General features: G+C 44.8%; 14 protein-coding genes and 1 pseudogene. 2 read left to right on the top strand and 13 right to left on the bottom strand.

The features are described from left to right. Nucleotides 1–9: 9 nt before the first annotated feature. The 13 genes and pseudogenes from DWB79_RS04485 to DWB79_RS04425 form a co-directional block, all read right to left on the bottom strand. Nucleotides 10–2,613 carry a hypothetical protein gene (locus tag DWB79_RS04485; RefSeq protein ID WP_016522855.1) on the bottom strand — a complete coding sequence of 868 codons (2,604 nt, stop codon included), beginning with the start codon at nucleotides 2,611–2,613 and terminating at the stop codon, nucleotides 10–12. Nucleotides 2,614–2,809: 196 nt separating this feature from the next. After that, nucleotides 2,810–3,646 carry an SPOR domain-containing protein gene (locus tag DWB79_RS04480; RefSeq protein WP_016522854.1) on the bottom strand — a complete coding sequence of 279 codons (837 nt, stop codon included), beginning with the start codon at nucleotides 3,644–3,646 and terminating at the stop codon, nucleotides 2,810–2,812. A gap of 8 nt (nucleotides 3,647–3,654) precedes the next feature. Then, nucleotides 3,655–4,287 (bottom strand): dephospho-CoA kinase, encoded by a 633-nt coding sequence (gene coaE / locus DWB79_RS04475; protein ID WP_016522853.1) that lies wholly within the window; start codon nucleotides 4,285–4,287, stop codon nucleotides 3,655–3,657. Nucleotides 4,288–4,448: 161 nt separating this feature from the next. Next, on the bottom strand, nucleotides 4,449–8,531 hold the full coding sequence (locus DWB79_RS04470; RefSeq protein WP_016522852.1) for a FlgD immunoglobulin-like domain containing protein: 4,083 nt from the start codon (nucleotides 8,529–8,531) through the stop codon (nucleotides 4,449–4,451). A gap of 129 nt (nucleotides 8,532–8,660) precedes the next feature. Further along, a complete protein-coding gene (locus DWB79_RS04465) occupies nucleotides 8,661–9,824 on the bottom strand; it encodes a peptidoglycan DD-metalloendopeptidase family protein (protein WP_016522851.1) in 1,164 nt (387 codons plus the stop codon). A gap of 38 nt (nucleotides 9,825–9,862) precedes the next feature. Next, nucleotides 9,863–11,716 carry a methyl-accepting chemotaxis protein gene (locus tag DWB79_RS04460; RefSeq protein WP_016522850.1) on the bottom strand — a complete coding sequence of 618 codons (1,854 nt, stop codon included), beginning with the start codon at nucleotides 11,714–11,716 and terminating at the stop codon, nucleotides 9,863–9,865. A gap of 824 nt (nucleotides 11,717–12,540) precedes the next feature. Next, nucleotides 12,541–13,881: a branched-chain amino acid transport system II carrier protein gene (gene brnQ, locus DWB79_RS04455; protein WP_016522849.1), complete on the bottom strand. Its 1,341-nt coding sequence runs from the start codon at nucleotides 13,879–13,881 to the stop codon at nucleotides 12,541–12,543. Between the two features lie 22 nt (nucleotides 13,882–13,903). Continuing rightward, nucleotides 13,904–15,568, bottom strand: a complete 1,665-nt coding sequence (locus tag DWB79_RS04450) for a formate--tetrahydrofolate ligase (protein ID WP_016522848.1) — start codon at nucleotides 15,566–15,568, stop codon at nucleotides 13,904–13,906. 289 nt (nucleotides 15,569–15,857) lie between these two features. Beyond that, nucleotides 15,858–16,343: a pantetheine-phosphate adenylyltransferase gene (coaD, locus tag DWB79_RS04445; RefSeq protein ID WP_016522847.1), complete on the bottom strand. Its 486-nt coding sequence runs from the start codon at nucleotides 16,341–16,343 to the stop codon at nucleotides 15,858–15,860. 296 nt (nucleotides 16,344–16,639) lie between these two features. Further along, nucleotides 16,640–18,868, bottom strand: coding sequence for an InlB B-repeat-containing protein (locus DWB79_RS04440; protein WP_206181055.1), 2,229 nt, complete (start codon nucleotides 18,866–18,868; stop codon nucleotides 16,640–16,642). Nucleotides 18,869–18,964: 96 nt separating this feature from the next. Further along, nucleotides 18,965–19,264, bottom strand: a pseudogene (locus DWB79_RS12270) (InlB B-repeat-containing protein); the annotation flags it as partial. Continuing rightward, nucleotides 19,147–19,413 carry a hypothetical protein gene (locus DWB79_RS04430; RefSeq protein WP_206181053.1) on the bottom strand — a complete coding sequence of 89 codons (267 nt, stop codon included), beginning with the start codon at nucleotides 19,411–19,413 and terminating at the stop codon, nucleotides 19,147–19,149. The pseudogene DWB79_RS12270 and the gene DWB79_RS04430, both read right to left, overlap by 118 nt. Before the next feature lie 418 nt (nucleotides 19,414–19,831). Continuing rightward, complete coding sequence (locus DWB79_RS04425; protein WP_016522845.1) at nucleotides 19,832–20,542, bottom strand: queuosine precursor transporter; 711 nt, start codon at nucleotides 20,540–20,542, stop codon at nucleotides 19,832–19,834. Nucleotides 20,543–21,095: 553 nt separating this feature from the next. On the opposite strand from DWB79_RS04425, the gene DWB79_RS04420 reads away from it, so the two are divergent. Both DWB79_RS04420 and DWB79_RS04415 read left to right on the top strand, forming a co-directional pair. Further along, the gene (locus tag DWB79_RS04420) at nucleotides 21,096–22,070 is read left to right on the top strand and encodes an L-threonine 3-dehydrogenase (RefSeq protein WP_016522844.1); all 975 of its coding nucleotides are present in this window, start codon (nucleotides 21,096–21,098) and stop codon (nucleotides 22,068–22,070) included. A 46-nt stretch (nucleotides 22,071–22,116) separates the two neighbouring features. Further along, nucleotides 22,117–23,307, top strand: a complete 1,191-nt coding sequence (locus DWB79_RS04415) for a glycine C-acetyltransferase (RefSeq protein WP_016522843.1) — start codon at nucleotides 22,117–22,119, stop codon at nucleotides 23,305–23,307. The last annotated feature ends 214 nt before the right edge of the window (nucleotides 23,308–23,521 follow it).

The raw sequence follows: 23,521 nt of genomic DNA, 5'->3' as shown, positions 1-23,521 counted from the left end.
TTCCGGTAATTAGTTCACTTTCATCGAATAATCAATATCCGTTTTGGCGGAAACAGATAACGATGCGGATACAGTGAAATCTTTATTAATCTTAATAGTGCGCTTATCTGCCGGAAATTGAAGAAGGATTTCAGGGTATACGGGATACGTATTCTGAAGTTTATTCCAGTCATCCTTAGTAAATTTTAACGGATCCTGTTTTCCGGTAACCGACGACAGTTCTTTTTCTACGAGTACGGATCCATCCTCCGCCTTTGCTTGAAATGTGATAGTCGGCTGGAAACCCGATTCATTCCGGATATTCGCATTCAACTGTATAGACTGTAATGCCTTCGTAATTCGTTCATCAAGTAATTTATCGTTTGCGCTTGTTCTATTTAAGATATCTCTTTCACCTATTCCTTTCATAAACGGCATAAAAGATATGGGGTCGGTAGTCTCAATTGTAAAACCGACTGGAATCTCTAGAAGCACATCAAGTTTTATTTCGGCTTTTCCTCCTGCGTTTATTATATTATCATAGGTTGCGCGATCCACCTCCATTTCGTCCATAGTCACTGTATACGCAAGCTGTACACCTGTCGGATATTTATTAAAAATATCCGCGAGCGTATTATCGGTAATCCCATGCTTTATAGCAAAACTATACGGAGGAATGGCCTCCGTATATTCTTTTTTAGTATCAACGAACTTATCGGCGGGGAAGTTCTGTAATATGCAGGGCGTTTCATTGCATAACGTCATCGACTGAGGAGTAGAACTACCTTCTTCCTTATAGCGCGCTGATAGCCCTATTTTTATCGGCTTATCAGCCAATAAACCGGAAGCAGTACCCGCATATACATATACCGGCATATCAGGCATTTTCAGATACGCCTTCTTCAAGTTTGAAAGGGCAGAAAGATCAATAAAATTATTGTCCCCCTGCGGATAAGAAAATGACTGGCCGGTTTGCGCTTTCAACGTAATTTTCTTCCAATCAAGAGTAAACTTCGTTTCTACGGAAACTTTTATGTCTGTACCGGTAGAAATATTTTTTAAAGTAAACGTCTTATCACTGTCGTTATAATTGGGAAGTTCCACTGTAGCATTCAAATCAAGAGTATGCGTATGTTGCACATCCAATATCCAATCTGCACTACTGCTGTAGGTGTGTTCCGTTGATTTTTGGGAGGGGAATTCTTGTGATTGCGGCGATATATTAAGCGCGGTTGACGAAAGCTTCACCGTTATAGGATTCCCTTCCGGTAATCCGTTGTCCATCTTTACCGTTGCACTCACTTCATTAAACTCTATCTTATTAATCCATTTTTTCATGGCTTCGGGAATAGGTTCGGTCTTTGCTATTGCCAAGGTATCTTTGTTTTTCAAAGTAAGATCGGTAAACTCCTGAATAGAAAAACTGAAATCGGCAGATAGCGGTTTGGATGGTTTGCGGTACGTTGCATTCGTTAATGTTACATCAAGCTCCGGCGTATACGTCAGTGTTTTTGAATCATTGAGCTTTAACGTAGCAAGAGGAATTGGAGTACCTAACGAACGGAAAGCTGGAGGATCAATAAGTAGTCCTGATGCTCCGCTCTGTTCTATTTTTGTTTTTTCTTTTATGTCGATCCCGCTCCACCCCTCAGGCTGCTGGATTGCAAACTTCAGAGAGCCTTTCTCTATTGTTGCTTTTTTAAAATCATCCGGCAGCGGCAATTCAACAGTCTGAACACCGCCCAGCGTAAGATGTTCAAGATGGGCATTGACGCCTTTCGCTTCTTTTATCGTTCCTTCAAGGGTACTCCGAAACCTGACCGTACCACCCGACGATACGCTGCCGCCCAGAGTCATCGTCCCTGTAAGACGTAGCGACTTGGATATTGTGTTATATGAGTTATAGATAGAGAATCTCACCTTATCCTGACCTAAGTTATATCCGTCAAATGTATTGCCGTTACTGGTAAGTTTTGCATCGGAAAATGAACATGTCATACCTGCGGGAAGCTCTGCCAAAAGCGTTAAAGAAGTCCCATATTCGAGCGTAAGTTCTTCAAAGCCTGCGAAGTTAATAGTAATATCTATGGGCATCGAATGTCCGCTCGGTGTTCCAACCGGAATATCTATCGATGGCAGCGTCGACGTCTCTGCATTGTTAAAAGCCTCCAGTAATTTAGCATTAATCACATCAGGTTCTACTATAGTGAATGATTCAGTTGTATCTAAAGTAGGAATGGAAATTTTCTCATCTACCTTGTATGAAAGCCCCGTATCGCTTGAAACCGCATTTTCTCCGAAATAATTGCTTATATCAAAGTCTAAAGATTGAACGGGATAATGAATTAAATAGCGCAACTGATTTTTATCTTCACCTGTCGCATCGGGCGGAGCATAGCGGAATATACGCGCCTTTGTACCGGAGGATGAATCTTCGTTTGAAGCTGCGATATCTCCCAATTTTTCTTCTATATCGCTTACTGTAATTTTTGCCGACCCCAGCGGCAAATGAACCTCAGGCCTCGCTTTTACTCTAACGCTTGAAAAAGGCTGCAAACTACAGGTAGCAGTCAAAGCCAAAGCGATAAGCACACCAATATACACGTAATATTTGCTATATTTATGATAAAACATCTTCCCCTCCTTACCTTACAGGTACACTATATACCGCCGAAAATTGCGACGGCTTTGGGTAACGAAACAATCCAGCATTTTGTAGAATATACCACGTTATCTGTGCAAAAACAAGGCAAAAAAAGGGAGCCGATTAAAAAAGCGGCTCCCTTTTCTGGCTTACTCTAATATGGCATCTCTAAAACTTGCTGGATTTTTAATTATTCGTCTTTACCTTTTCTTCCGTAACATAGCTTTTTTCAAAGCCCTCAATTTTTTTGATGCTATTTAGCCAATACTTTGCTTCGGTGTTATTAGTAAAGGGACCAACTCTTACACGATGCGTTAATCCGGAAGAAGTCTCTTTAGTAAAAATCTCTACCTTCATGTGCTGCGCAGCAAGCTTATCCCGTGCGCGTTCGGCGTTAATCCTGCTTGCAAGCGAAGCAGTCTGAACCCAATAAAGGGTTTGAACCTGCGGTGCAGCAGGCTTAGCCGGCGTTTTCGCCTTAGGTTTAATGGTAACCGAAGCGCTTGCTTGTGCAGGTTTTTTTTCTACTACAGGTTTCGGCTGAGTTTGTACCGCTACAGCTGCTGGGGGCTGGATGGGGGCTTCTTCTTTTTTTTCAGAAACAGGTTGTTCTTCCGGTTGTTCCGGAGCAGTATCTATACCGATTTGTGCCGCCAAATCTTTTGGCAATCCGGAGACATCGGCATCACCAGCCTGTACGGTTAAATCGGAAACGTCAATCCCGTTTGTTTGGCCGCTCTGCCCATCAGTCGAAATGATATTCAGATTATTCAAATTGATAATGTTTCCGGCAGCAGCAGGAGCGTTTCTATCCAGCCCGGCAACCCTATCGGGGTCTCGTGCCCATAAATCGGGATCAACATTGGCGGAAGTAGTGGTCGTTTCATAAGGAATAGTTTCCCCGCCAGCCAATGCCGTTGCGCTATTCCGCGACGGTGAATATAAAAATAGTGCAATACCAAAAATAATCAATACGAATAAGCTTACCGAAAGGATGACCCATAAAATTTTCTTTTGTTCCATAGCTGTCCTCAAAAACCCTTTTCGCGCAGTACGCGCTCGATTTTTTTCCGTAAAGACTGCACGGAACGAGCGTTTACTACGCTTACAATATCGGCATTTTGTGAAAGGTATTGAGCAAAGAAATCTTTTTGCTGTAAAAAACGGGCAATGAGCCGGCAAAGCGGAATAGCATCCCTTTTTTTGCCCCGGATAAGCCTGATAAAAAAAGGAGCCTTAATATACAGAATAAACGAACATTCCGGGGTTAGAGAGGTTTTATGCAATGTCGGTGCGTTAAGGACAACCGGTCGATTCGGCTGTTCGGTTAAAGCAGTGTTAATAAGATTTCGGATACGCGCTTCAATTTTGGGGAGAATAAAAGCCTCATGTTCCGCTAATAAGGCGGGATCCGAAAAAAGCAGGACGCTCAACGCCTTTCTGTTCAATGAGCCCTCCTGCGTCCGCAGCTGCAACCTTTGTTTTTCGGCATAAGGCGAAAAACGTGCTATCACCGCTTCGCTTTGTTCCTGCAAAACTGTATGAGCAACCTTATCGGCATCGATAACTGCATAACCCTTTTCTTCAAGGAAATCCGCAACAAGGTTTTTTCCTGCACAAGACTGCCCAACCAGTCCAATAAGGTTAGCTATTTTTTTTGCCATTCGCTCCTCCGGTTAAAAAAAATCCGCAAACAGCTGTGCTGCATGCGGATTGCTCAAACTGTCGGGAAGAATTCAAAAGGAGGCTACTTTTTCGACATCCTCGACAGCAAACACCTTTCAAGAAACCTCTAAAAATCGCAATTTTTAGAGGTTTCCGCTTTTTATTTAATCAAGATAAATTCAACGCGGCGGTTTTTCCACCAGTTATCCCGATCCGAAAGCGATGCAATCGGTTTTGTACCGCCGATACCGACTGACGACAGTCTGCCGCGAGCAACACCTTTTTCAATCAGGAATCTACGGACAGCATCGGCGCGCGCACCCGAAAGCGGAATAAGATCTTCTCTTTCTTCACGCTCCGTTCCGCTTGTATTATTTGCATGCCCTTCAACCTGTACCTTGTATTCGGGAAACTTATTCAAAATCTCCGCGATACGGGTTAATACCTTAACGTTCCGATCAACGACATTTTGTTCAAGCCCTTCAAAATCTGCTGCATTCTTTCTAAAGATAATAGAAGGAACTGCAATCTTTAACTTGTCGCCATCGCGGATAACCAAAACGTCAATCGGGATATAACCTTTTACAACGGAGGTCTGCCCGACTTCATCGGTTACGGTAAAGGTATACGGATAGTCGGTAGCCGATTGTACGGTTTCACCTCTTAACGAACGGCCATCCCAAATAATCTGTTCAGTTATCTTATTTTTTCCACCGGTACTCCAGAACAGCTTATTACCGGTATCTTCCGGTTCGCGAATTTCAAACGACCATTGCTTTAACTGCGTATCCGACTTTGCAGACAGATTGATAAAGAGTTCATCTTCGTTACCATCATTATCCGGGCTGAAATACTTAGGAAGCATCTTAACCCCGAGCTCAGGAGCTTTTGTCGAAGAAACAAATGGAGCACTACTGACAACCAGCTCATCACCTTTCGTATACCGGAGTGAAAGCTCCGCGACAAAAGTACCGGACGCAACTCTGCCTGCATCGGATTTACCGTCCCATTGAATGGAAGAAGCAAACACATTGCCTTTTTCTGACGACCACGTTTTTATCGACGCAGCGGCGCTGTTGTCTGCCGGTTTTATCACAACCGACCATGCAGCAAGCCCGTCTTTCAACGTTGTATGAATGGTCAAGGTTTGCGTATCCTTTACCCCGTCTCCGTTGGGTGAGAATGCGGGTAGCTCCGCAGTGATATATGCCTTCGGAACACGTGAATCAATCACGATATTGTCAAGCGACTTAATAGTTCTGTTACCGGCAGGGTCTTGTGCAAAAATAGTATAGCGGTAGGTTCCATCAGGAACTTTATTCCCCGAAGCATCGGTTCCGTCCCACACAAAATCGGCAGCTTTCCCTTCCCATGTAAAGTTTCGCACTTCTTTATTACCGGAAGTGGTAACGCTACCTGTCCACAAGTTTTCTGCAGAAGCTTTTTGCGTTATGGGCAAATTCGGACGTTTTGCTGCACTATCCGTCGAGAACGCCGAATACGGTGCAGAAATTTCAACTTCGGGATACATCGTATCGAGGATAATTTCGGGGATCGCCGATTTAGCCGTCTGCCCGTTGGTAAGTGTTACGTCGATAGCCGCAGAGTATGAACCGTCTGCACAAAGTCGGCCTTTTGCATCTCCGGCATCTGCGACACCATCCCAGCTGATTGAAGCGGGCGGCATCCCGTTTCCTGAAAGCGTTTTTACGGCAGCGCCTGTTTTATCGTAAATACCAAAGGTATAGGAAGCTGCGGCAGTATTCGATTTCAGTTTTGGTGAAAATACAATCGTATCCTGTACACCGTCTTTGTTCGGCGAGAATGCCAGCATATTTGCAGATAAAATGATATCCGCTTTTTCGGTATTAAGCTCAACCGGAACGGGTGCCGAATATCCGGTATTACCGGCATCGTTTTTACCTACTAATCGATAGACATATTTTCCGTCCGCAAGCAAGGCGCCGGTGTTATTCCGCCCGTTCCAAGCAAAATTCGTAGCGTTATCTTTTGTAATTGCAAAGCTGCGTACCGGCTTACCGGTCATATTTCCTGCACCGTCAAGGGCATAAATTTCGGCTGTCCAGCTATCACCGGCACTTACTTGCTGCGTAAAGGTAACTGTATCAAGCTTTCCATCTCCATCCGGTGAGAAAATAGCGGTCGAAGCTTTTACCGTTGCCTTAGGAGCAGTAACATTGAGGGCGAAAACCGGTGACGTTTCAGTCGGTGCATATCCGTTTACATAACGGGCGGAAAGCACTGCTTTGTAATCGCCTTCCGGTAAAACCTTACCGTTTTTATCCTTTCCGTCAAAAGTAATTGCCTCGATTCGGCTATCAGTTATTGTGTGTACCGTCGTTCCCTTTGCGTTTTGTATATCGATTTTCCATTCCTGCAAGCCGGTTTGAATCGGAATCGCCGGAGATAGGGTAATAGTATCTTTCACACCGTCCCCGTTTGGAGAAAAGGCATTGGTGCTAATTGAAATACCGACCGAAGGCTTGATAGTGTCTACAATGATATTGGAAACCGACTGTGATGCACTGTTTCCCGCACGGTCGGTAGCGGCAATTTTATAAGTGTAAATACCATCAGGAACAAATTCACCGGTATCGTTCTTTCCATCCCAGACAAAATCTGAAGGGGCAGCTTTTACAGTATCGACAGTACGTACAACACGATTATCGGCGTCGATAACGGTGGCTGTCCACTTATCTTCAACAGAACCGCTCTGTTTGATAAGGAACGTATCCTTGTTTCCATCCCCGTCAGGACTGAAAATCAATGCATTTTGACCGGTAGGAGGCGTAAGGGTAATCACCGGCGGCGTATTATCGACTACTACGGCATACCGTTCGCTCTTTGCCGTGTTATTGTTATCATCCGAGGCGGTAAGCGTAAAGTAGTAGGTTCCGTCGGGCGCTACCGAACCGGAATCAAGCATACCATCCCAGCGCAGCGTCTCCGGTACTTCAACGCCGGATTTTGCTTTTGTCAGAAGTTTCCAGAACGACTTTCCACTTAGTTGCGGACGCGCTTCTTTATTCGCGATTGTACGAACGCGCGCTCCTTTTTCGTTCTCAAAAACACACTGCCATGACATTACATAGCGTTCATCAGTGATGGATAACGGAATTTCGAGCACATCCTGCACACCGTCGTTATTGGGAGAAATATATTGAGTTTCAGGATAATTAATGCTGATAACAGGAGCTGCCGTATCGGTTTTTCCAACCTTAACATTTACCCCTGCGCCGATTGCCCAGATATTATTATAGAAAGGTTTAACGGCAACCTGCGGAGTAATGTCGCTCTGTTCCCATGCATTCGCTTCATTTGCATTTTTTGATTTAATTTTAATTGAACAAGCAAGAGCAAATGACGGAATATAGGTTTGGCGATGATTCAGCGTTTCGACAAGATTGAAGTTCCAACCGGTTTTAAAGGTAACCATATCGGCAAACTTCATGTGCAAACCGGTATCAAAAACAAGGTTTTGGAATGTCGGAAAGGATAGATCAAAAGCCATACCAAGCTTAAAGTTTTTCACCGAAATAAAAGTGGTCGCAAAGCCAATACGGGGAGTAACCATACCCGGAAAACTATTCCCGGGGAATCCGCTCGTTTGACCGGTTCCTTTTATACCGCCCCTGCCGGCGTTATACGGTTTACCCATTCCGGTAATCGAAGCGCCGACTTTTGAATCTTTTGCAAATCCGAGATCACCGAACCGATACAGTACACCGATATCGGCTCCTACGCCCCAACCGGTACCGAAAACACCATATAAACCGATGCCGAGTGCCAAGTTATCGGTTAAATCCTTTGAATACGAAAGCCGCAACGAACCGGCAGTACCCCACGGCAGCGAGTCAAACGATGAAGTAAAAAAATGAACATCGGCGGCAATAACACCCCATCGCGCCGGATACAAAAAATCGATGTTTGCCAAATGCCCTTTCAATCCGAAGTCGTTTGCGGTGTTTTTATTAAACCCGATAACGGCAGCATAAGAAAGGTCAAAGATGACTCGCTGTTCATACGCTGAAAGCGCAGGGTTCGTTGCCAATTCGGCAGGATTTCCATCCCCGAACGGTCCGCCGGTAGCGCTTGCTTGACCACCCAGTAAATCGGGAGAAAAGAACGTGTTGGCAGATTCCCCTCCCGCAGGCGGGTTATAAGCAAACAAGAATGTATATGCACCCAATAATGCACATAAAGTGAATACCCCTCGTTTCACAAAAGCCTCCTCGCAAGTTAAATCTAAGAAAAACCTCTAAAAAAAGCTCCGCAATCAGCGTTAAGTGGATACGATAATCGTTCCCTTACAGAACAAACCGATAGACTTGCGGTTTTTAGAGGTCTCCACTTATTTTAGAACGGAGAATGGATTGATCAATCTCCCATTTTTATAAATAGACAAGTGTAAATGGGGACCCGTGGAATAGCCGGTATTACCGACCGCCCCCACGACCGCACCTTGCGTGACATACTGCCCCCGCTTTACATAAATCGCAGACAAATGACCGTAAAGGGACTGATAACCTCTATCATGAGTAATAATGATATAATTCCCAAAAATACGGTTAAATCCTGTCTCGGCAATTCTTCCATCAAGTGTTGCCTTAACGGATGTCCCTGTCGGCGCAGCCAAATCAACACCTGAATGAAAACTTCGCACCCCTGTAAAAGGATCGCTCCGGTAGCCGAACGGCGAAGTAAGCCTACCGTGTATCGGATAGATAAATAATTCGCCAAGCGCTTTTCGCAGCTCAAAAGACGAAAGCGATGCGCCGGGAATAAAAAGCTTCTGTCCGACAGCAAGGGTTTCATTCGTTAAGTCGTTTGCATCAAGCAAAGCCGTAACGGTTACGTTATGAGCTGCTGCGATACCTGCAAGTGTTTCATTCTTTTTGACCGTATATAAAAGACCGTCCATCGAAGGTATACGCAGCACCTGTCCCGCACTAATCCTGCGGGCGTTATCGATGTTATTAACCGATAACAGCGTTCCGAAATTCCGCAATCCAGCCTGAGAGGCAATACCGCTGACAGTATCTCCCTTTTTTACCGTATAGTCTTTAAACGTTACCGTCGAAACATAACCGTCCGTAGCAGTCACAGCCTCTTGATCGGTAAAGTTCTCCTGTTCAGGGAAAATATATGAATGCAAAGCGCGGCTGGATGAAGGCTCTTCGTTAAAGGTCATTGTCCGTATAGAATAAGAACCGACTCCGGTACGCAGCAACGGCAGCGCCAATAACGCATAAAGGATACTGAAAACCAGCAAAAAAGGCAAAGGGTTAAACCGTATCAGCGGCACAGCACGATTAAAAGTAGCCGGCGGCTTTGTATGGGTATACGCCGAACGAACCTCGTCAAAGCCTGAAAAAAAACGCATATCGGCTGCTACCGCCGCTTGCCGCGCCTGACCGCCTGTATACCCGCTTTTATGTGTTATCTGAGCCGAAAACGGCATGGAATCACTTTGCAATATGTCCATATCGGACGCATGATACGTTATTATATCCATAGTTACACTATCGGCAAAAAAAATGGAAGACCAAAGAACTAGTCGATCTTGAATTTATTTACTGCATTTGACAAATTTTCAACCAAGCCCTTTCCCTGTTGCGCAACGGTATTAACTTCCTGCACCGAACGGTTTATCTCTATCGCCCCGCTCGCCATTTCATTCATATTGTCGGTAATAAACCGCGTGAAGCTATCCAATTTCTGCATCTCTTCGGCGACTTGTTCCCCTCCTTTGAGCATCTCCACAGAACCGCTTCTAACCTCAGCAGTAACCGCATTGATATCCTTAATCGCCGATAAAACTTCCTTACTGCCGTTTTCCTGCTCTTGCATTGCATCCATAAGAGCCGCACTCATTGTGTTAACTTGTTTAGAAAGCTCAAAAATAATGCTAAACTTATCTTCAACACTCTTTGAAGATCCCGTTAGGCTCTCGATTTCAATACCGAGCGCTTTCAACGTTGTCGTAATATTTTTACCCTGAGCTGAGGATTCCTCTGCAAGCTTCCTAATTTCGTCTGCAACAACCGCAAATCCCTTACCAGACTCTCCGGCATGCGCTGCTTCAATAGCAGCATTCATTGCAAGAAGGTTAGTCTGACTTGCAATATTTTGTATAACATTGCTTGCATCGATAAGCCCACCCGAAGCCTCCGCGATTTTCTGTGTTACCTTATTCGAACTTACAATGGTACTCTTGCCATCAGCTGTCGCGGAGGTAAGCCGTTTAATCACATCGTCCGTCTTCTCAAGTGTTTGGGTAATCGACACGATATTTGCCGCCATCTGTTCTATAGAAGAGGAAGACTGAGCTACGCTTTCCGACTGTATTTCAACACTTGAATTAAGCTGTTTAATAGTTCGAACAATTTCTTCGATAGTGGCAGCCGTTTCACTCACGCTCGCTGCCTGTGATATTATTTGCTGCTTTACACCTTCAATATTTGCACTGATTTCATGAACGGAACTTGCACTCTCCGTTGTATTGACCGACAGCACGCCGATAGCTTCACCCATCGTCTGCGTATTCGTCTTCACGCCCCTGAGGAGTTCGACCGTATTATCATAAAAACGATTCAATCGTGTAACAAATAATCCGAATATATCACGGCGGTTGATTTCAAGAGGTTCGGCAACAAAATTCCCTTCCGCAAGCTTATCGGTAAAGCGAAGAATAGTCTCTATTTCGTCATTGACACCTTTATAGAGCGTATAATTAATAAAAATAGCGCCCCCAATCGTAACGATCAATAAAGGCATCATAACATACGTTAGGGTAAAAACGACATCTCTGCCGTTATAAAGAGTTGCTACAAAAGGAGCGACACAAAGAAAAGAAATTCCTACAAAAAGCGCAAAGCCTACGGCGGCACCGCGCTGTGTATATGACAGGCTAATATGTTTTTTCTCAAGTGTTAAAAACTTTACATATTTTTCGAGCTTCTGAAGCCAAACGACAAAGAAAAAGAGAGACACAAAAAACATACTGCCGATTGCTGCTAAAGCCGTTGCAACAAACATAGGCCAATCTCGCCCCCCTACCCACCAAAGGGCTATTACCGGTACAATACTTGAAAGGAAGAACGGCACGACAATACTTGTCAATGAATATACGGCTAACGCTTTATTTGCTCTGTCAACACCGTTATGTTCAGAATGCCAGTTTTGAATGATCGGCATACAATTGCGATATAACAGTACCGGCACCGATAATGTTGCGCAAAGACCTAATAACGCCGCAGGGTTCATAAACATACGCAACAGCACACCATCCGGTACTATTTTCGCAAACCACGCATACAAGAACGTTAATCCAAACACGCCGTTAAAAATTAAAAAGTTTAATATAAAAAGCAGCTTTGGCTCTTTAAAAACTGAATGCTCTTCCATTTGAGCCTCCTGTTGATAGAATTGTTTGTTATAAACATCTAAATCTAAAGAAAACCTCTAAAAACTGATTCGCAATCCGCTTTAGCGGATATGATAAATCATTTCCTTATAGAACAAGCCGATAAGCTTGAGGTTTTTAGAGGTTCCTTAAAATTGAACAACTGAACAAAGTATCAACTTTGGAAGTTGTTCAATTCGTGCGCAATAGCGCATACGTCAATAAGTGAGTTTGCCTTGTGGCAAACTCATCGGTTAACGAGGCAGCCTTATTTGGTTGCCGAAGTTATACCTTCCTTAAAATGCAACAGTCGGACAAAATATCAATTTTGGAGACTGTTGCATTCGTGCGCGGTAGCGCACACATCAATAGGCGATGTTTGCGTGAGCAAACTCGCAGCGTTTTTAGACAATGCCAACTGCATTGTCTAAAATAAGCTTTCCCTAAAATGCAACAGTTGAGAGAATGTCAATTCTTGAAGACTGTTGCATTGATGCGCGGAACGCGCATACGTCAATCAGCGAGTTTGCGGTATGCAAACTCGACGTGTTTTTCAGCCGCGCCATTCTAGCGGCTGAAAATAAACGTTCTTTAAAATGCAATCTTCAATCGAACTTACATTAAATTTACTTTAATCAACAACCCCGACGCAGAGCGTTGCCGAGAAACGGCAGGTATTAAACCCTCCGCACGAATAAATACTATTTGAAATACAGGAGGGTACGAAAGCAGCAATAAAATTATGACACCCAGCTTTACATCAATACGGGTATCTCTCAATCGGTAGACCATATTCAGAGATACCGTTTTTGTTTCTACTAATCTTTTAAGTAATCTGTTTTGCTGCCTTGCCTTTTCCGCCGAGCAATCCAAACAAGAATGCACCGATAATTGCCGGAATAAGCCATGCGACCCCGATACCTGAAAGCGGAAGTTTTTGCAACAGCGCAGCCAACCCTGCAAATGATATGGGCTTTGCGCCGAACAGTCTGAAGAAATCGTTTACAATCCCTTCGGTTGAGGCAAAAGCCTGCAAGCAGCTGACTAAAAGCGTACCGACAGTCCCTCCCACATAGTAGTACCGGTTTGGAATATAATCATCTAAAAGATTCATAATCGTTAAAAGAATACAAACGGGATACAACGCTTCCAGAAGCGGCACCGAATAGCGGATGATATTTTCTACCCCATAGTTGGCAAGCCAGCAGCTGAATACCGACACGACAATAACAATCGCTTCATAAGAGACCTTATTATTGAATAATTTCTTAAAGAAATGCCCAGCCGTGGCAGTCAAACCGATTGCAGTGGTAATACAAGCAAACGCAATCGAAAGCGACAGAATAGCCGTTCCGACCTGCCCCCATAAACTCGCACAGATATTGATCAACAGTGCCGTGCGGCTGATGTTTTTAGGAAACACCTGTGAAGCAGAAGCTCCTGCATGCAGTAATCCGCCGTATACCAGCAGCAATCCCGCCGCCGCGATTAATCCGGCAGAAAGATTGATCTTTAGCAGCGATTTTCGGTCGGAATACCCACGTTCCTTGATATTATTGATGATAATCGTCGCAAACAACATAGCAGCCAGCGCATCCATTGTCTGATATCCTTCCAGAAATCCCTTTAAGAAGAAATTCTGCGGAGGGGGATTTTCAAGCGGCCCGAGCGGCGCGATAAAAGCACGAATAACGATAGCGGCAAGTACAATGATAAGCACCGGTGTTAAATATTTACCGATGGTATCGATTACTTTTGACGGTTTAATCGAAAAGATCAACACAATAGTAAAGAATATGATCGAACTGATTACAGGACTGAGCGAGGTGGTAAACGGAAGCACACCAATCTCATACGTGGTTGCGGCTGTCCGCGGTAGCGCTAACAACGGCCCAATACCCAGCATAATGACGGTACCGAACACATTGGCAAAAACGGGATGAACCTTACCGGCAAAACGCTGTACATCGCCGCCCGCTTTTCCCATTGCAAAAATACCTAAAATTGGAATACAAATACCGGTAATAGAGAATGCAATAAACGTAATAAACCATTTGCTGCCGGTCATAAAACCGAGCAACGGCGGGAAAATAAGATTTCCTGCGCCGAAAAACATTGCAAAGAGTGCAAAGCCGACAATGATACAATCCCGAAGGCCTTTCTTCATAGCGGGTCTCCTAATATATAATTTACGCTAATCCGTCGATATAACCGTTTACAAGGTCTATGCGAAGCGCCTGAGGTTCTTTTGGCAGCCCCGGCATCCGCATCATGTCGCCCATAACCGCAACGATCATCTCGGCGCCATTGTTTACGATAATTTCGCGGACAGTCATATCAAACTGCTCCGGAACGCCGAGTTTTTTGGGATCGTCGGAAAAAGAATACTGCGTTTTTGCGATACATACCGGATAGGACGCGACACCCCATGTAATGATCCGCTTCAATGTTTTTTCCGCATCGGCAGAGTAAGCAACATTTTTGGCGCCGTACACCTGTTTGCATATCTTTTCTATTTTAGTCTTGATATCATCACTATCCTGATAGATAAAAGCAAGCGGCTTTGACGGTTCTGTTTCGATCAATCCTGAAACGGTACGGGCAAAATCGGTTGCACCTTCGCCGCCATCGGAAAAGGCGCTGTTTACGGCAAACGGTACGCTGATATTCCGGCAGTATGCACGAAGACACTCGATTTCTTCTTCGGTATCGTAATCGTATTTATTCAATACCACCAACACCGTCTGTCCGAACTTACGCAAATTTTCAACATGCTTATCCATATTCTTAAATCCATGGACGAACGCCTCTTTATTGGGCTTGGACAGCTCCGCTTCTTGAACGCCTCCGTGTAATTTAAGCCCGCCGGTAGTAACGACAAGCACGGTTAAGGCAGGTGAAAGCCCTGCTTTGCGGCATTTAATATCAAAGAATTTTTCAGCGCCTAAATCGGCTCCAAATCCCGCTTCGGTAATAACGTAGTCACCGTACGTAAGGGCGGTTTTAGTCGCGATAATGGAATTGCACCCGTGCGCGATATTTGCAAACGGACCGCCGTGTACAAAGGCGGGGGTATTTTCGGTGGTTTGTACTAAATTCGGATTAATCGCATTTTTAAGCAGTACGGTAATTGCTCCGGCGATGCCGAGATCTTTAACCGTAAACGGCGTATTGTCCGGTCGGTAGCCAAGGATAATCTTTTCTATGCGGCGGCGTAAATCGTCGATGTCGGAAGCGAGGCATAAAATTGCCATAATTTCCGAAGCGGCGGTTATATCAAATCCCGATTCGGCAGGAACACCATTCCCCTCACCAAGTCCGGTAACAATTGAACGGAGTGCGCGGTCATTAACATCCAGCACCCGTTTCCAAACTACTTTTTTTAAGCCCTGCGGCGTATTCTGCGTTCTAAATACGTAGTTATCCAGCAGTGCGCTGATCATATTGTGAGCTGAGGTAATGGCGTGGAAGTCGCCGGTAAAATGCAGATTGATTTCTTCCATCGGAAGCACCTGCGCATAACCGCCGCCGGCTGCCCCGCCTTTCATTCCAAAGCAGGGACCAAGCGAAGGCTCACGCAACGCCAATACCGCATTTTTCCCGATTTTCTGTAAGCCGAGCGCTAAACCGATGGAAACCGTTGTCTTCCCGATTCCCGCTTTTGTCGGCGTCGTAGAGGTAACGAGGATGAGTTTATGCTCTTTTATGCGGGCGGGGACAATAGACGTATACGGAATTTTCGCCGTATAAAAGCCATACGGAATTACGGAAGAAGAATCTATATGAAGTTCCGCTGCAATCTCTTGTATCGGTTTAAGAGAAGCCTCACGCGCTATCTGGATATCGGTTTTCATGCGGGCGAGTGTACAACAATCATATAAAAAAAACAAGGTAACGTCCTTTTAAAATATACGGTGCATCTACTGCGTCGCACGGTAAAAAATGTCCTCAACGTATCAAAGATACGCCTGCGGTACTTTTTTACCTAGCTCCTTGTATCTGTACCGTCTATTTCAAAAGGCTGACGGAAAAGGCATTTCAGGACGGACAGGGATGTCCGGGGTTATAAGCAGCAGCGAGTTTGTCTTCGCAAACTCGCTGCCAAAGAATGAACATCCGTGTTCATTCTTTGGCGATTCTCTGCTATTTTTTCTGAGGAAATTTCTTTTTCAGCATGGCTTCAACGATAGGAGGCACCATAGTCGATACATCGCCGCCGAAAGCTGCTAGCTCCTTAATTGAACTGGAGCGCAGCACAAAAAACTTAGGGTCGGGAACCAAGAACAGTGTCTCAATCTGCGGATTCAAGCTCTTGTTCATCATCGCTAAATCAAATTCATATAAAAAATCATTATCGTTCCGAACACCTCGGATAAGAACATCCGCCTTAATTTTCTTTGCATAATCAACGATCAGCGAATCCCACAGATGCACGGAGACATTATTCCAACCGGAAACCAGCTTCTGTATCATCTCTAACCGTTCCTCGCCGGAAAAACAATAGCTTTTATTATTATTTACGGCAATGACAACATGGATTTCGGAAAAGAGCTTTTGTACTCGCTCGATAATATTCAAATGACCGAAAGTAGGAGGATCAAATGAACCTGCAAAAACAGCCTTTACCATAGTGCAGTATCTTCCTTTATTCTATTACGATACGATAGAGCACTGCTAAAAGTTCAACGCCAATTTTTACCAGTACCCGATAGCGTCTATTGTATCGTATAAAAGACGAAACCGCAAATAGTTTTTTTAGGGTAAAACGCATCGGATATTTTTTCGTTACACCCGCAGAAAAAATAGGTTGCTCAACCAGAGTTTCGCCACTTAGCGGCTCAAATGGTCTCCCAACCTATTTTTTCTGCGATTTTGATTTACTTGTCTGATGCGTTTTGCCCTTCTTCTGAAAGGAGCAGATTCTACTACCAGCTTAACTGTACGAACACCGGATCGTGGTCGGAAAGCCGTACCTTAGGTGAAAACTCCGCGTTAAGGTGCAGAACATCCGCATAATTAATAGCGATATTATCCGTAACCAGAATATTATCAAGCGTTTGCGAATGTCCGTCGTATACATAGGTATAGCGTTCGTTTGCCGAGAATTCTTCGATGGCGTTTTTCATTCCGGCAGCCTTGACCTTACCAATTGTTTCGGAGAACCAGAAATCGTTATAGTCACCGACTGAAATGATCCGTGCGTCGGAACGCTTTTCCTTTACGCTCTTGATAAATGCGGTAATTGCATCCGCCTGCTTATGGCGATTTACCTCACTTGCACGCACAACCGGCTGCTGCGCTCCCCAAATGCTCCCGTCTCCGCGCTTTGAGGTAAGATGATTATTGATAACAAAGAAATCCTTTCCGCCATTCACGCTGTCGAGGAACTTAAAGTGAGCAACAAGTGATTTTCGGCAGCTATCAAAGGCAGCATCACCAACACCAATACGGGCAGGATTTTGCGTAAGCTTTGAACCGTCAGCTTCGATTTCGGCAGCGGTATTACAGTCGCTATTGGTCAAATCACTATCGCTATCCTGCACCAGTTCAATTCTGTCGTCGCGGTAAAGATAGCAGCAGCGGATATTGGCGCCGGGCGCACCGCCGTCTTTGTTATTTTCCGGATCGATATTAACTGATTTATAAGTAGAACCGCCTATTGCTGTAATCTTATTGATTAAAAGGTTCAAGGTTTGCTGGGCACTGACCACATCATTATCTTTATCGGCACTATCATCCTGAATTTCTATTAAGCAAATGATATCGGGCTCTTTTAATTGATTGATAAAATGATCTGCAAATGCCGTTGCCCGCTGGTCCGGTGTTTTTTTGGATGAATGTCCTTTTTTCCCCTTAGCCTTTGAAAAATTTTCCAAATTATAGCTTACGATATTGAGCTTCGTGGCATCGAAGGCAATATTGGAACTTTCAGGGGCAATATGCCCAGCGGTAAGCTCCGGCAGCGCTTCCGTTATTTCGATTCGATAATTGCTGAATGAATAACCCAATACACCAACTATATCGCCATTATAGCTGTCTCCGATTGTCGGTTCCGGATTGGCAACATGTGCGTCCGCTTTGTTGGCAAAACAGGCATAAGGATATACGCATACCCGTCCGGTACTGTTATAGCTGTTATACATAAGCCCACCGCGAGGGGTAAAACCGTTTGCACTCACCGGAGCAATATAGTGAGTACCTTTATAAGGAGCAGCGACAACTTTAGGATTGGTTATTTTGACCCGCATACCCTCTAAGCTTTCATAATAATCGATTGCTTCTTCCGCAGGAGAAAGAACATTAAGATCTCCGATAAAAACAGGTTTTTCAAGTTTATCAGCGGTAATTTCAATCGGTGCAGGCAGCTGATTACCGGATGAAAGAATACTAACATCATCTTTTCTTGCAACTTTGATTTGGGTGGTTGCAAGCTGTGTGGCATCAAAGGCATGTTCGGTAACGGTACCGGTAACGGTTACCGCATCTTTTACTTTAAGCTCTGCGGGAAATTGAGCGATGCCGCAATACACATAGATACCGTCGGAAGTTACATTATTTCCGTCTCCGTCTTTATCCTGCATATAAAAGCCGTCCGCTTTATTTTCTGAATAGTGAATACCCGTTACAATGCCGGGGATATCTTTTACACTTTTCCCCTTCAACGGCGATTCATGAGCTGTACCTTGGATGGTATAAATTTTTATTTTTTCCCACACGGCATACAACGTAAAGTCGCCGGTTACAGGGGCGTCAAAGTTATACGCTGCACCGGTTTGACTTTTCGACCAATGCTTAAAGGTATAACCGGCATAAATTGGGTCGGAGGCAGGTTTGGTAACTTTGTTGCCGCTTTCAATGGTTTGGGCTGCGGGCGGGGTTCCTTCACCACCATTCAGGTTAAAGCTAACAGTAAAGTTTTGCGGTGTAGGAGGCGGAGGTGCGTTTTGTTCCCACACGGCATGCAGTGTAAAGCTGCTTGTTACCGGCTCATCGAAGTTGTACGCTGCTCCATCAGCATTCTTTGACCAATGCTTAAAGGTGTGCCCGCTGCGGGTGGGATCGGCAGGTTTTGCAACCGTTTTTCCGCTTTCAATGGGTTGATCTGCGGGCGGGGTTCCTTCACCGCCGTTCAGGTTAAAGTTGACGGTAAACATTTGCGGCGTGGGGGGCGTAGGTGTGTTTTGTTCCCATACTGCATACAGCGTAAAGCTCCCAGTTACCGGATCGTCAAAGTTATACGCTGCCGCGGTGACCTCTTTTGCCCAATACTTAAAAGCGTAACCAGTACGGGTAGGATCGGCAGGCTTTGGAACCGTTTTCCCGCTATCAATCGTTTGTGTATCAGGAGCTGCCCCTTCGGTGGAACCGGCTAGGTTAAAATTGACGGTGTATTGCTGTATCTTCCATACGGCAAAGAGTTTAAAATTATCGACTACCGGGGTGTCAAAATTATAGGCTTCACCGTCCAGTGTTTTTGACCAATGCTGAAAGATATAATGAGTGCGCGTGGGATTTTGGGTTGGTTTTGTGACTTTACCGTTTTTTGTAATTTTTTGTTCGTTAAGAGCAGGCCCCCCCCCCCGTTAAGATCAAACGAAACCGTATAGACGGGGTCATTTTCAATATTTTGCTTACAAGCAACGGTTAAAAATACCGCTGCCAGAAGCAAAAAAACACTTGTTTTAAAATACTTTTTCATACTTTCCTCCACTTGTATTATTTTAAGGCGCAGTACGCCAAGACACAGTACTCAATGCGATACTGCTTCATATCGAGCGGATAAGCAAAACACTTATCCGTCTTATTAGTGTACAATACAATTTTTCTTTTTGCAAAAGAAAAATTGTTACCTTTTGCAAATATACAGCACATCTACTTCGTTGCATTGCCAAAACCGTACATCCTTGTACGCTTTTGGCAGCGAGTTTCGCGGTGCCGAAACATCGCTACTGTTTACGACGAGCGGCATCCGTGCCGCTGCTAAAAATCCTCAACGTATCAGAACCGACACGGACGGGGGCAATCAGCGGCGAGTTTAGGCGCACCCTTAAACTTTGACAGCCCCTTACAGCGCAAAAATGGCTTTTGCCGTCCTTTATGCCGAAGTAAAGCGCTATCTATGTAAACTGCGGTAGCGGGTTATACCGCTCACCATAGTCATAGGTATCAAGCTGTTCGTATTTTTTAAAGAAGTTGACAACCAAATAGGTAAAGGGCGTGCAGACAACCTCTATCATCGTCTTAAAAAGATAATTTGAAAAAGCCATCACAATTAAAACAGAAGATGCGTACATTCCCGAAAAGGCAATCGCTACAAAAATGATACTGTCCAGCAGCTCTCCAATCAAGGTTGAGCCAATGGTACGCATCCACAGGTATTTGCCGTTGGTAAGTATCTTCATTTTAGAAAGAACGGTAGAATTGCTGTACTCACCGATAAAGTAACCGCAGATACTCCCTACGCTGATGCGGGGCATTTGCAGCAAAATATTATTAAAATCGCTTTGCAGATTCCAGCCGCCCTCTGCCGGTAGAATACTTACCAACCAGACATTGAACGCCATAAAAATAAGGACGACAAAGCCCGTCCAAATGACTTTCCGCGTATCTCGGTAACCGTACACCTCAGTCAGTACATCCCCGAAAATATACGAAAACGGAAAAAGCAGCGTACCGCCGTCAAAAACAAACGGACCGATCTGCACCATTTTTACTGCCAAAATGTTCGACAGAACCAATACACCGATAAAGAGTCCGGAAAGAACCGGCAAGAAATTCTTTTTCTTCATGAAGCACGTGGCTTCATCTGTCAAAATAGTGTCATTCATTATTTTATTATAGCAAAATCACAAAAACGGTGATATACTAAATATATCAGGGCAACCGCATCAGACAGTTACCTAATATCCCCGCAAAATAATTGGGGCTGCTCAACCTGTTCTTTTGAAAATAGAGGGGTATCTACTGTGTCGTACGGCAAAAAAGTATCCTCAACGTATTAAAAATACGCCTGCGGTGCTTTTTTGCCTATCTTCTTGTATCTACCGCTCCCTTTTCAAAAGGCTAACGAAAAGTCTCTTTTCAAAAGCGTCGGTTCTATGCGGTAAACTCTTATTCTGAGTTTTTACACATTTGTCTGATGCGTTTGCCCTTCCTTAAAATAAAATACACGAAATTTTATTGAAAATTTCGTGCGAAGGTAAAAGTGTATTATCTGAGGAGGTATCATAAAAAGCACCGACTAAAATGGCGTCGGTGCTTTTTATCTCAAGTTTGCGTTGCAAACTCGATTATTGTATATGTGCGCATTATGCGCACGGCTAAAAACTTTTTCGGAAATTGATATTTCCTGCAAAAGTTTTTATAGGAGGTATCATAAAAATGAAAACAATACTGGTAACAGGAGCCCTCGGTCAGATCGGCAGTGAGCTGGTTATGCACCTGCGCAAGACCTACGGCGGTAGCAATGTAATTGCAAGTGATGTAGTTAAAAAAGATATGCCGGAAGTCCTTGAATCAGGACCTTTTGAGCAATTAAATGTGTTGGAACCGCAGAAGGTTGCCGATGTATGTAAAAAATACAAAGTAGATGCCGTTATTCACTTGGCAGCGCTCCTTTCAGCTGTTGCGGAACGCGATCCGCAAATGGCGTTCAATATCAATATTCACGGATTATACAATATGCTGGAAATTGCCCGGGAGAATAAGTACCGGTTCTTTGTACCCAGCTCCATCGCCGCGTTCGGCCCGGGTACCCCGCAGGATAAAACTCCGCAAGACACCATTCAGCGTCCTACCTCAATGTACGGTGTAACAAAAGTTTCAGGTGAGTTGCTCTGCGACTACTACCACAAGCGCTTCGAAGTAGACACCCGCGGCGTGCGCTTCCCCGGTCTTATCTCCTATACAACTCCGCCCGGCGGCGGCACTACCGACTATGCTGTTGACATTTATTACGAAGCGCTGAAAAACAAAAAATATGAGTGCTTTATTAAAGAAGGCACCTATATGGATATGATGTATATGCCCGATGCCCTCAAAGCAGTTCAGCAGCTTTTGGAAACAGATGAGTCAAAGTTAATCCACCGCAACGCCTTTAATATCGCTTCTATGAGCTTCACACCGGAAATTATCGCAGCGGAAATTAAAAAACACATCCCTGAATTTCAGATGACCTACAAGGTTGACCCCATGCGGCAGGCAATCGCCGATTCTTGGCCTAATTCCATTGACGACACCTGCGCACGGCAAGAATGGAACTGGAAGCCCGAATACACACTGGAAACGATGACCGTCGATATGCTGGAAAAACTGAGCAAGCGGCTTGGTGTTGCGTATCATTCGGCACAAAAATAAAGAAACGTTGCAATGAGCATTAAATTTCATTGAAGAGGAGAAAACAATGAGCAACATCCACGAAATGGCTTTTTTACAACAAAAAGTACAGGAATTAAAGGATCAAGGCTTGTATAAGGTACCGGTAACGCTTGACGGACCGAACGAAGCCGAATGCGTTATTAATGGAAAGAAAGTTATCAACCTTTCATCAAATAACTATCTGGGCTTTGCAAACCATCCTCGCTTAAAGAAGGCAGCAATCGCAGCGATTGAAACCTACGGCGCGGGAGCCGGAGCTGTCCGCCCCATCATCGGAAACATGAAGATTCACGATGAACTCGAAACTCTGCTTGCTACATTCAAGAGGGAAGAAGCGGTGCTGGCCTTTCAGTCAGGCTTTAATTGTAACGCCGGTGTTATCCAAGCGGTTACCGACAAGGGCGACCTCATCCTATCCGATGAGTTGAACCATGCATCCATCATCGACGGCTCCCGCCTTTCAAAAGCCGATAAGGCAGTGTTTAAGCACTCCGACATGGCAGACTTAGAGCGGGTTTTAAAAGAGAAGCGCCCCAACTACCGCAACATTCTCATCATCACCGACGGCGTGTTCTCCATGGACGGTGATATTGCCAAGCTGCCGGAAATCGTTGCGCTTGCGGAAAAGTACGAGTGCTTAACCTACGTGGATGACGCGCACGCAAGCGGCGTATTAGGCGAAAGCGGACGCGGCTCCGTTGACCACTTCCACCTGCACGGCAGAGTAGACTTTGCAATCGGTACCCTGTCCAAAGCAATCGGCGTTGTCGGCGGCTATGTTGCCGGTAAGCAGGTTACCATCGACTGGCTGAAAAACCGCGGACGCCCCTTCCTGTTCTCCACCGGACTCCCACCCGCCGCTATCGGCGCTTGTATCGAAGCCATTAAAATGCTGATGGAATCAACCGAATACACTGACCGGCTGTGGAAAAACGCCCGCTACTTCAAAGAAAAGCTCGCCCGCCTCGGCTTTAACACCGGACACAGCGAAACCCCCATTACGCCGGTCATCATCGGAGAAGAAGCAAAAACCCTTGAGTTCTCCAAAAAGCTCTTTGAAAACGGCTTATTCATTGGGCCGATCGTGTTCCCCACTGTACCCAAAGGCACCGGACGTGTCCGCTGTATGGTAACGGCAGGGCACACCACCGAACAGCTTGACCGCGCTATCGCTATCTTCGAAAAAGTCGGAAAAGAGATGGGCATTATCGCGTAATATTTCCTTTTGAAAATATGCATACCGTCTACGGCGTTGCCTTGCCAAAAGTGTACATCCTTGTACACTTTTGGCAGCGAAGGGCTGTCCAAAAACTTCAGTTTTTGGACAGTTTCCTTAGATTTAGATGCGATGTTTAAAATTAAGTCATTACTGTGTAAAGACTTGATTTTAAACTCGCGGGGATGTCGAAAAAGTAACCAACTTTTGAGAC

Origin of the sequence: Treponema medium, assembly GCF_017161265.1 — a bacterium.
In the GTDB taxonomy this organism is placed as follows: domain Bacteria; phylum Spirochaetota; class Spirochaetia; order Treponematales; family Treponemataceae; genus Treponema; species Treponema medium.
The sequence above is the reverse complement of the archived record's forward strand: the minus strand, read 5'-3'. Positions and strand labels throughout refer to the sequence as shown.

What these genes read in the sequence shown, in the direction of transcription:
- DWB79_RS04485 (WP_016522855.1), bottom strand. Translation starts at nt 2,613, where the DNA reads ATGTTTTATCATAAATATAGCAAATATTACGTGTATATTGGTGTGCTT.
- DWB79_RS04480 (WP_016522854.1), bottom strand. Translation starts at nt 3,646, where the DNA reads ATGGAACAAAAGAAAATTTTATGGGTCATCCTTTCGGTAAGCTTATTC.
- coaE (WP_016522853.1), bottom strand. Translation starts at nt 4,287, where the DNA reads ATGGCAAAAAAAATAGCTAACCTTATTGGACTGGTTGGGCAGTCTTGT.
- DWB79_RS04465 (WP_016522851.1), bottom strand. Translation starts at nt 9,824, where the DNA reads ATGGATATAATAACGTATCATGCGTCCGATATGGACATATTGCAAAGT.
- DWB79_RS04460 (WP_016522850.1), bottom strand. Translation starts at nt 11,716, where the DNA reads ATGGAAGAGCATTCAGTTTTTAAAGAGCCAAAGCTGCTTTTTATATTA.
- brnQ (WP_016522849.1), bottom strand. Translation starts at nt 13,881, where the DNA reads ATGAAGAAAGGCCTTCGGGATTGTATCATTGTCGGCTTTGCACTCTTT.
- DWB79_RS04450 (WP_016522848.1), bottom strand. Translation starts at nt 15,568, where the DNA reads ATGAAAACCGATATCCAGATAGCGCGTGAGGCTTCTCTTAAACCGATA.
- coaD (WP_016522847.1), bottom strand. Translation starts at nt 16,343, where the DNA reads ATGGTAAAGGCTGTTTTTGCAGGTTCATTTGATCCTCCTACTTTCGGT.
- DWB79_RS04440 (WP_206181055.1), bottom strand. Translation starts at nt 18,868, where the DNA reads ATGTTTACCGTCAACTTTAACCTGAACGGCGGTGAAGGAACCCCGCCC.
- DWB79_RS04430 (WP_206181053.1), bottom strand. Translation starts at nt 19,413, where the DNA reads ATGAAAAAGTATTTTAAAACAAGTGTTTTTTTGCTTCTGGCAGCGGTA.
- DWB79_RS04425 (WP_016522845.1), bottom strand. Translation starts at nt 20,542, where the DNA reads ATGAATGACACTATTTTGACAGATGAAGCCACGTGCTTCATGAAGAAA.
- DWB79_RS04420 (WP_016522844.1), top strand. Translation starts at nt 21,096, where the DNA reads ATGAAAACAATACTGGTAACAGGAGCCCTCGGTCAGATCGGCAGTGAG.
- DWB79_RS04415 (WP_016522843.1), top strand. Translation starts at nt 22,117, where the DNA reads ATGAGCAACATCCACGAAATGGCTTTTTTACAACAAAAAGTACAGGAA.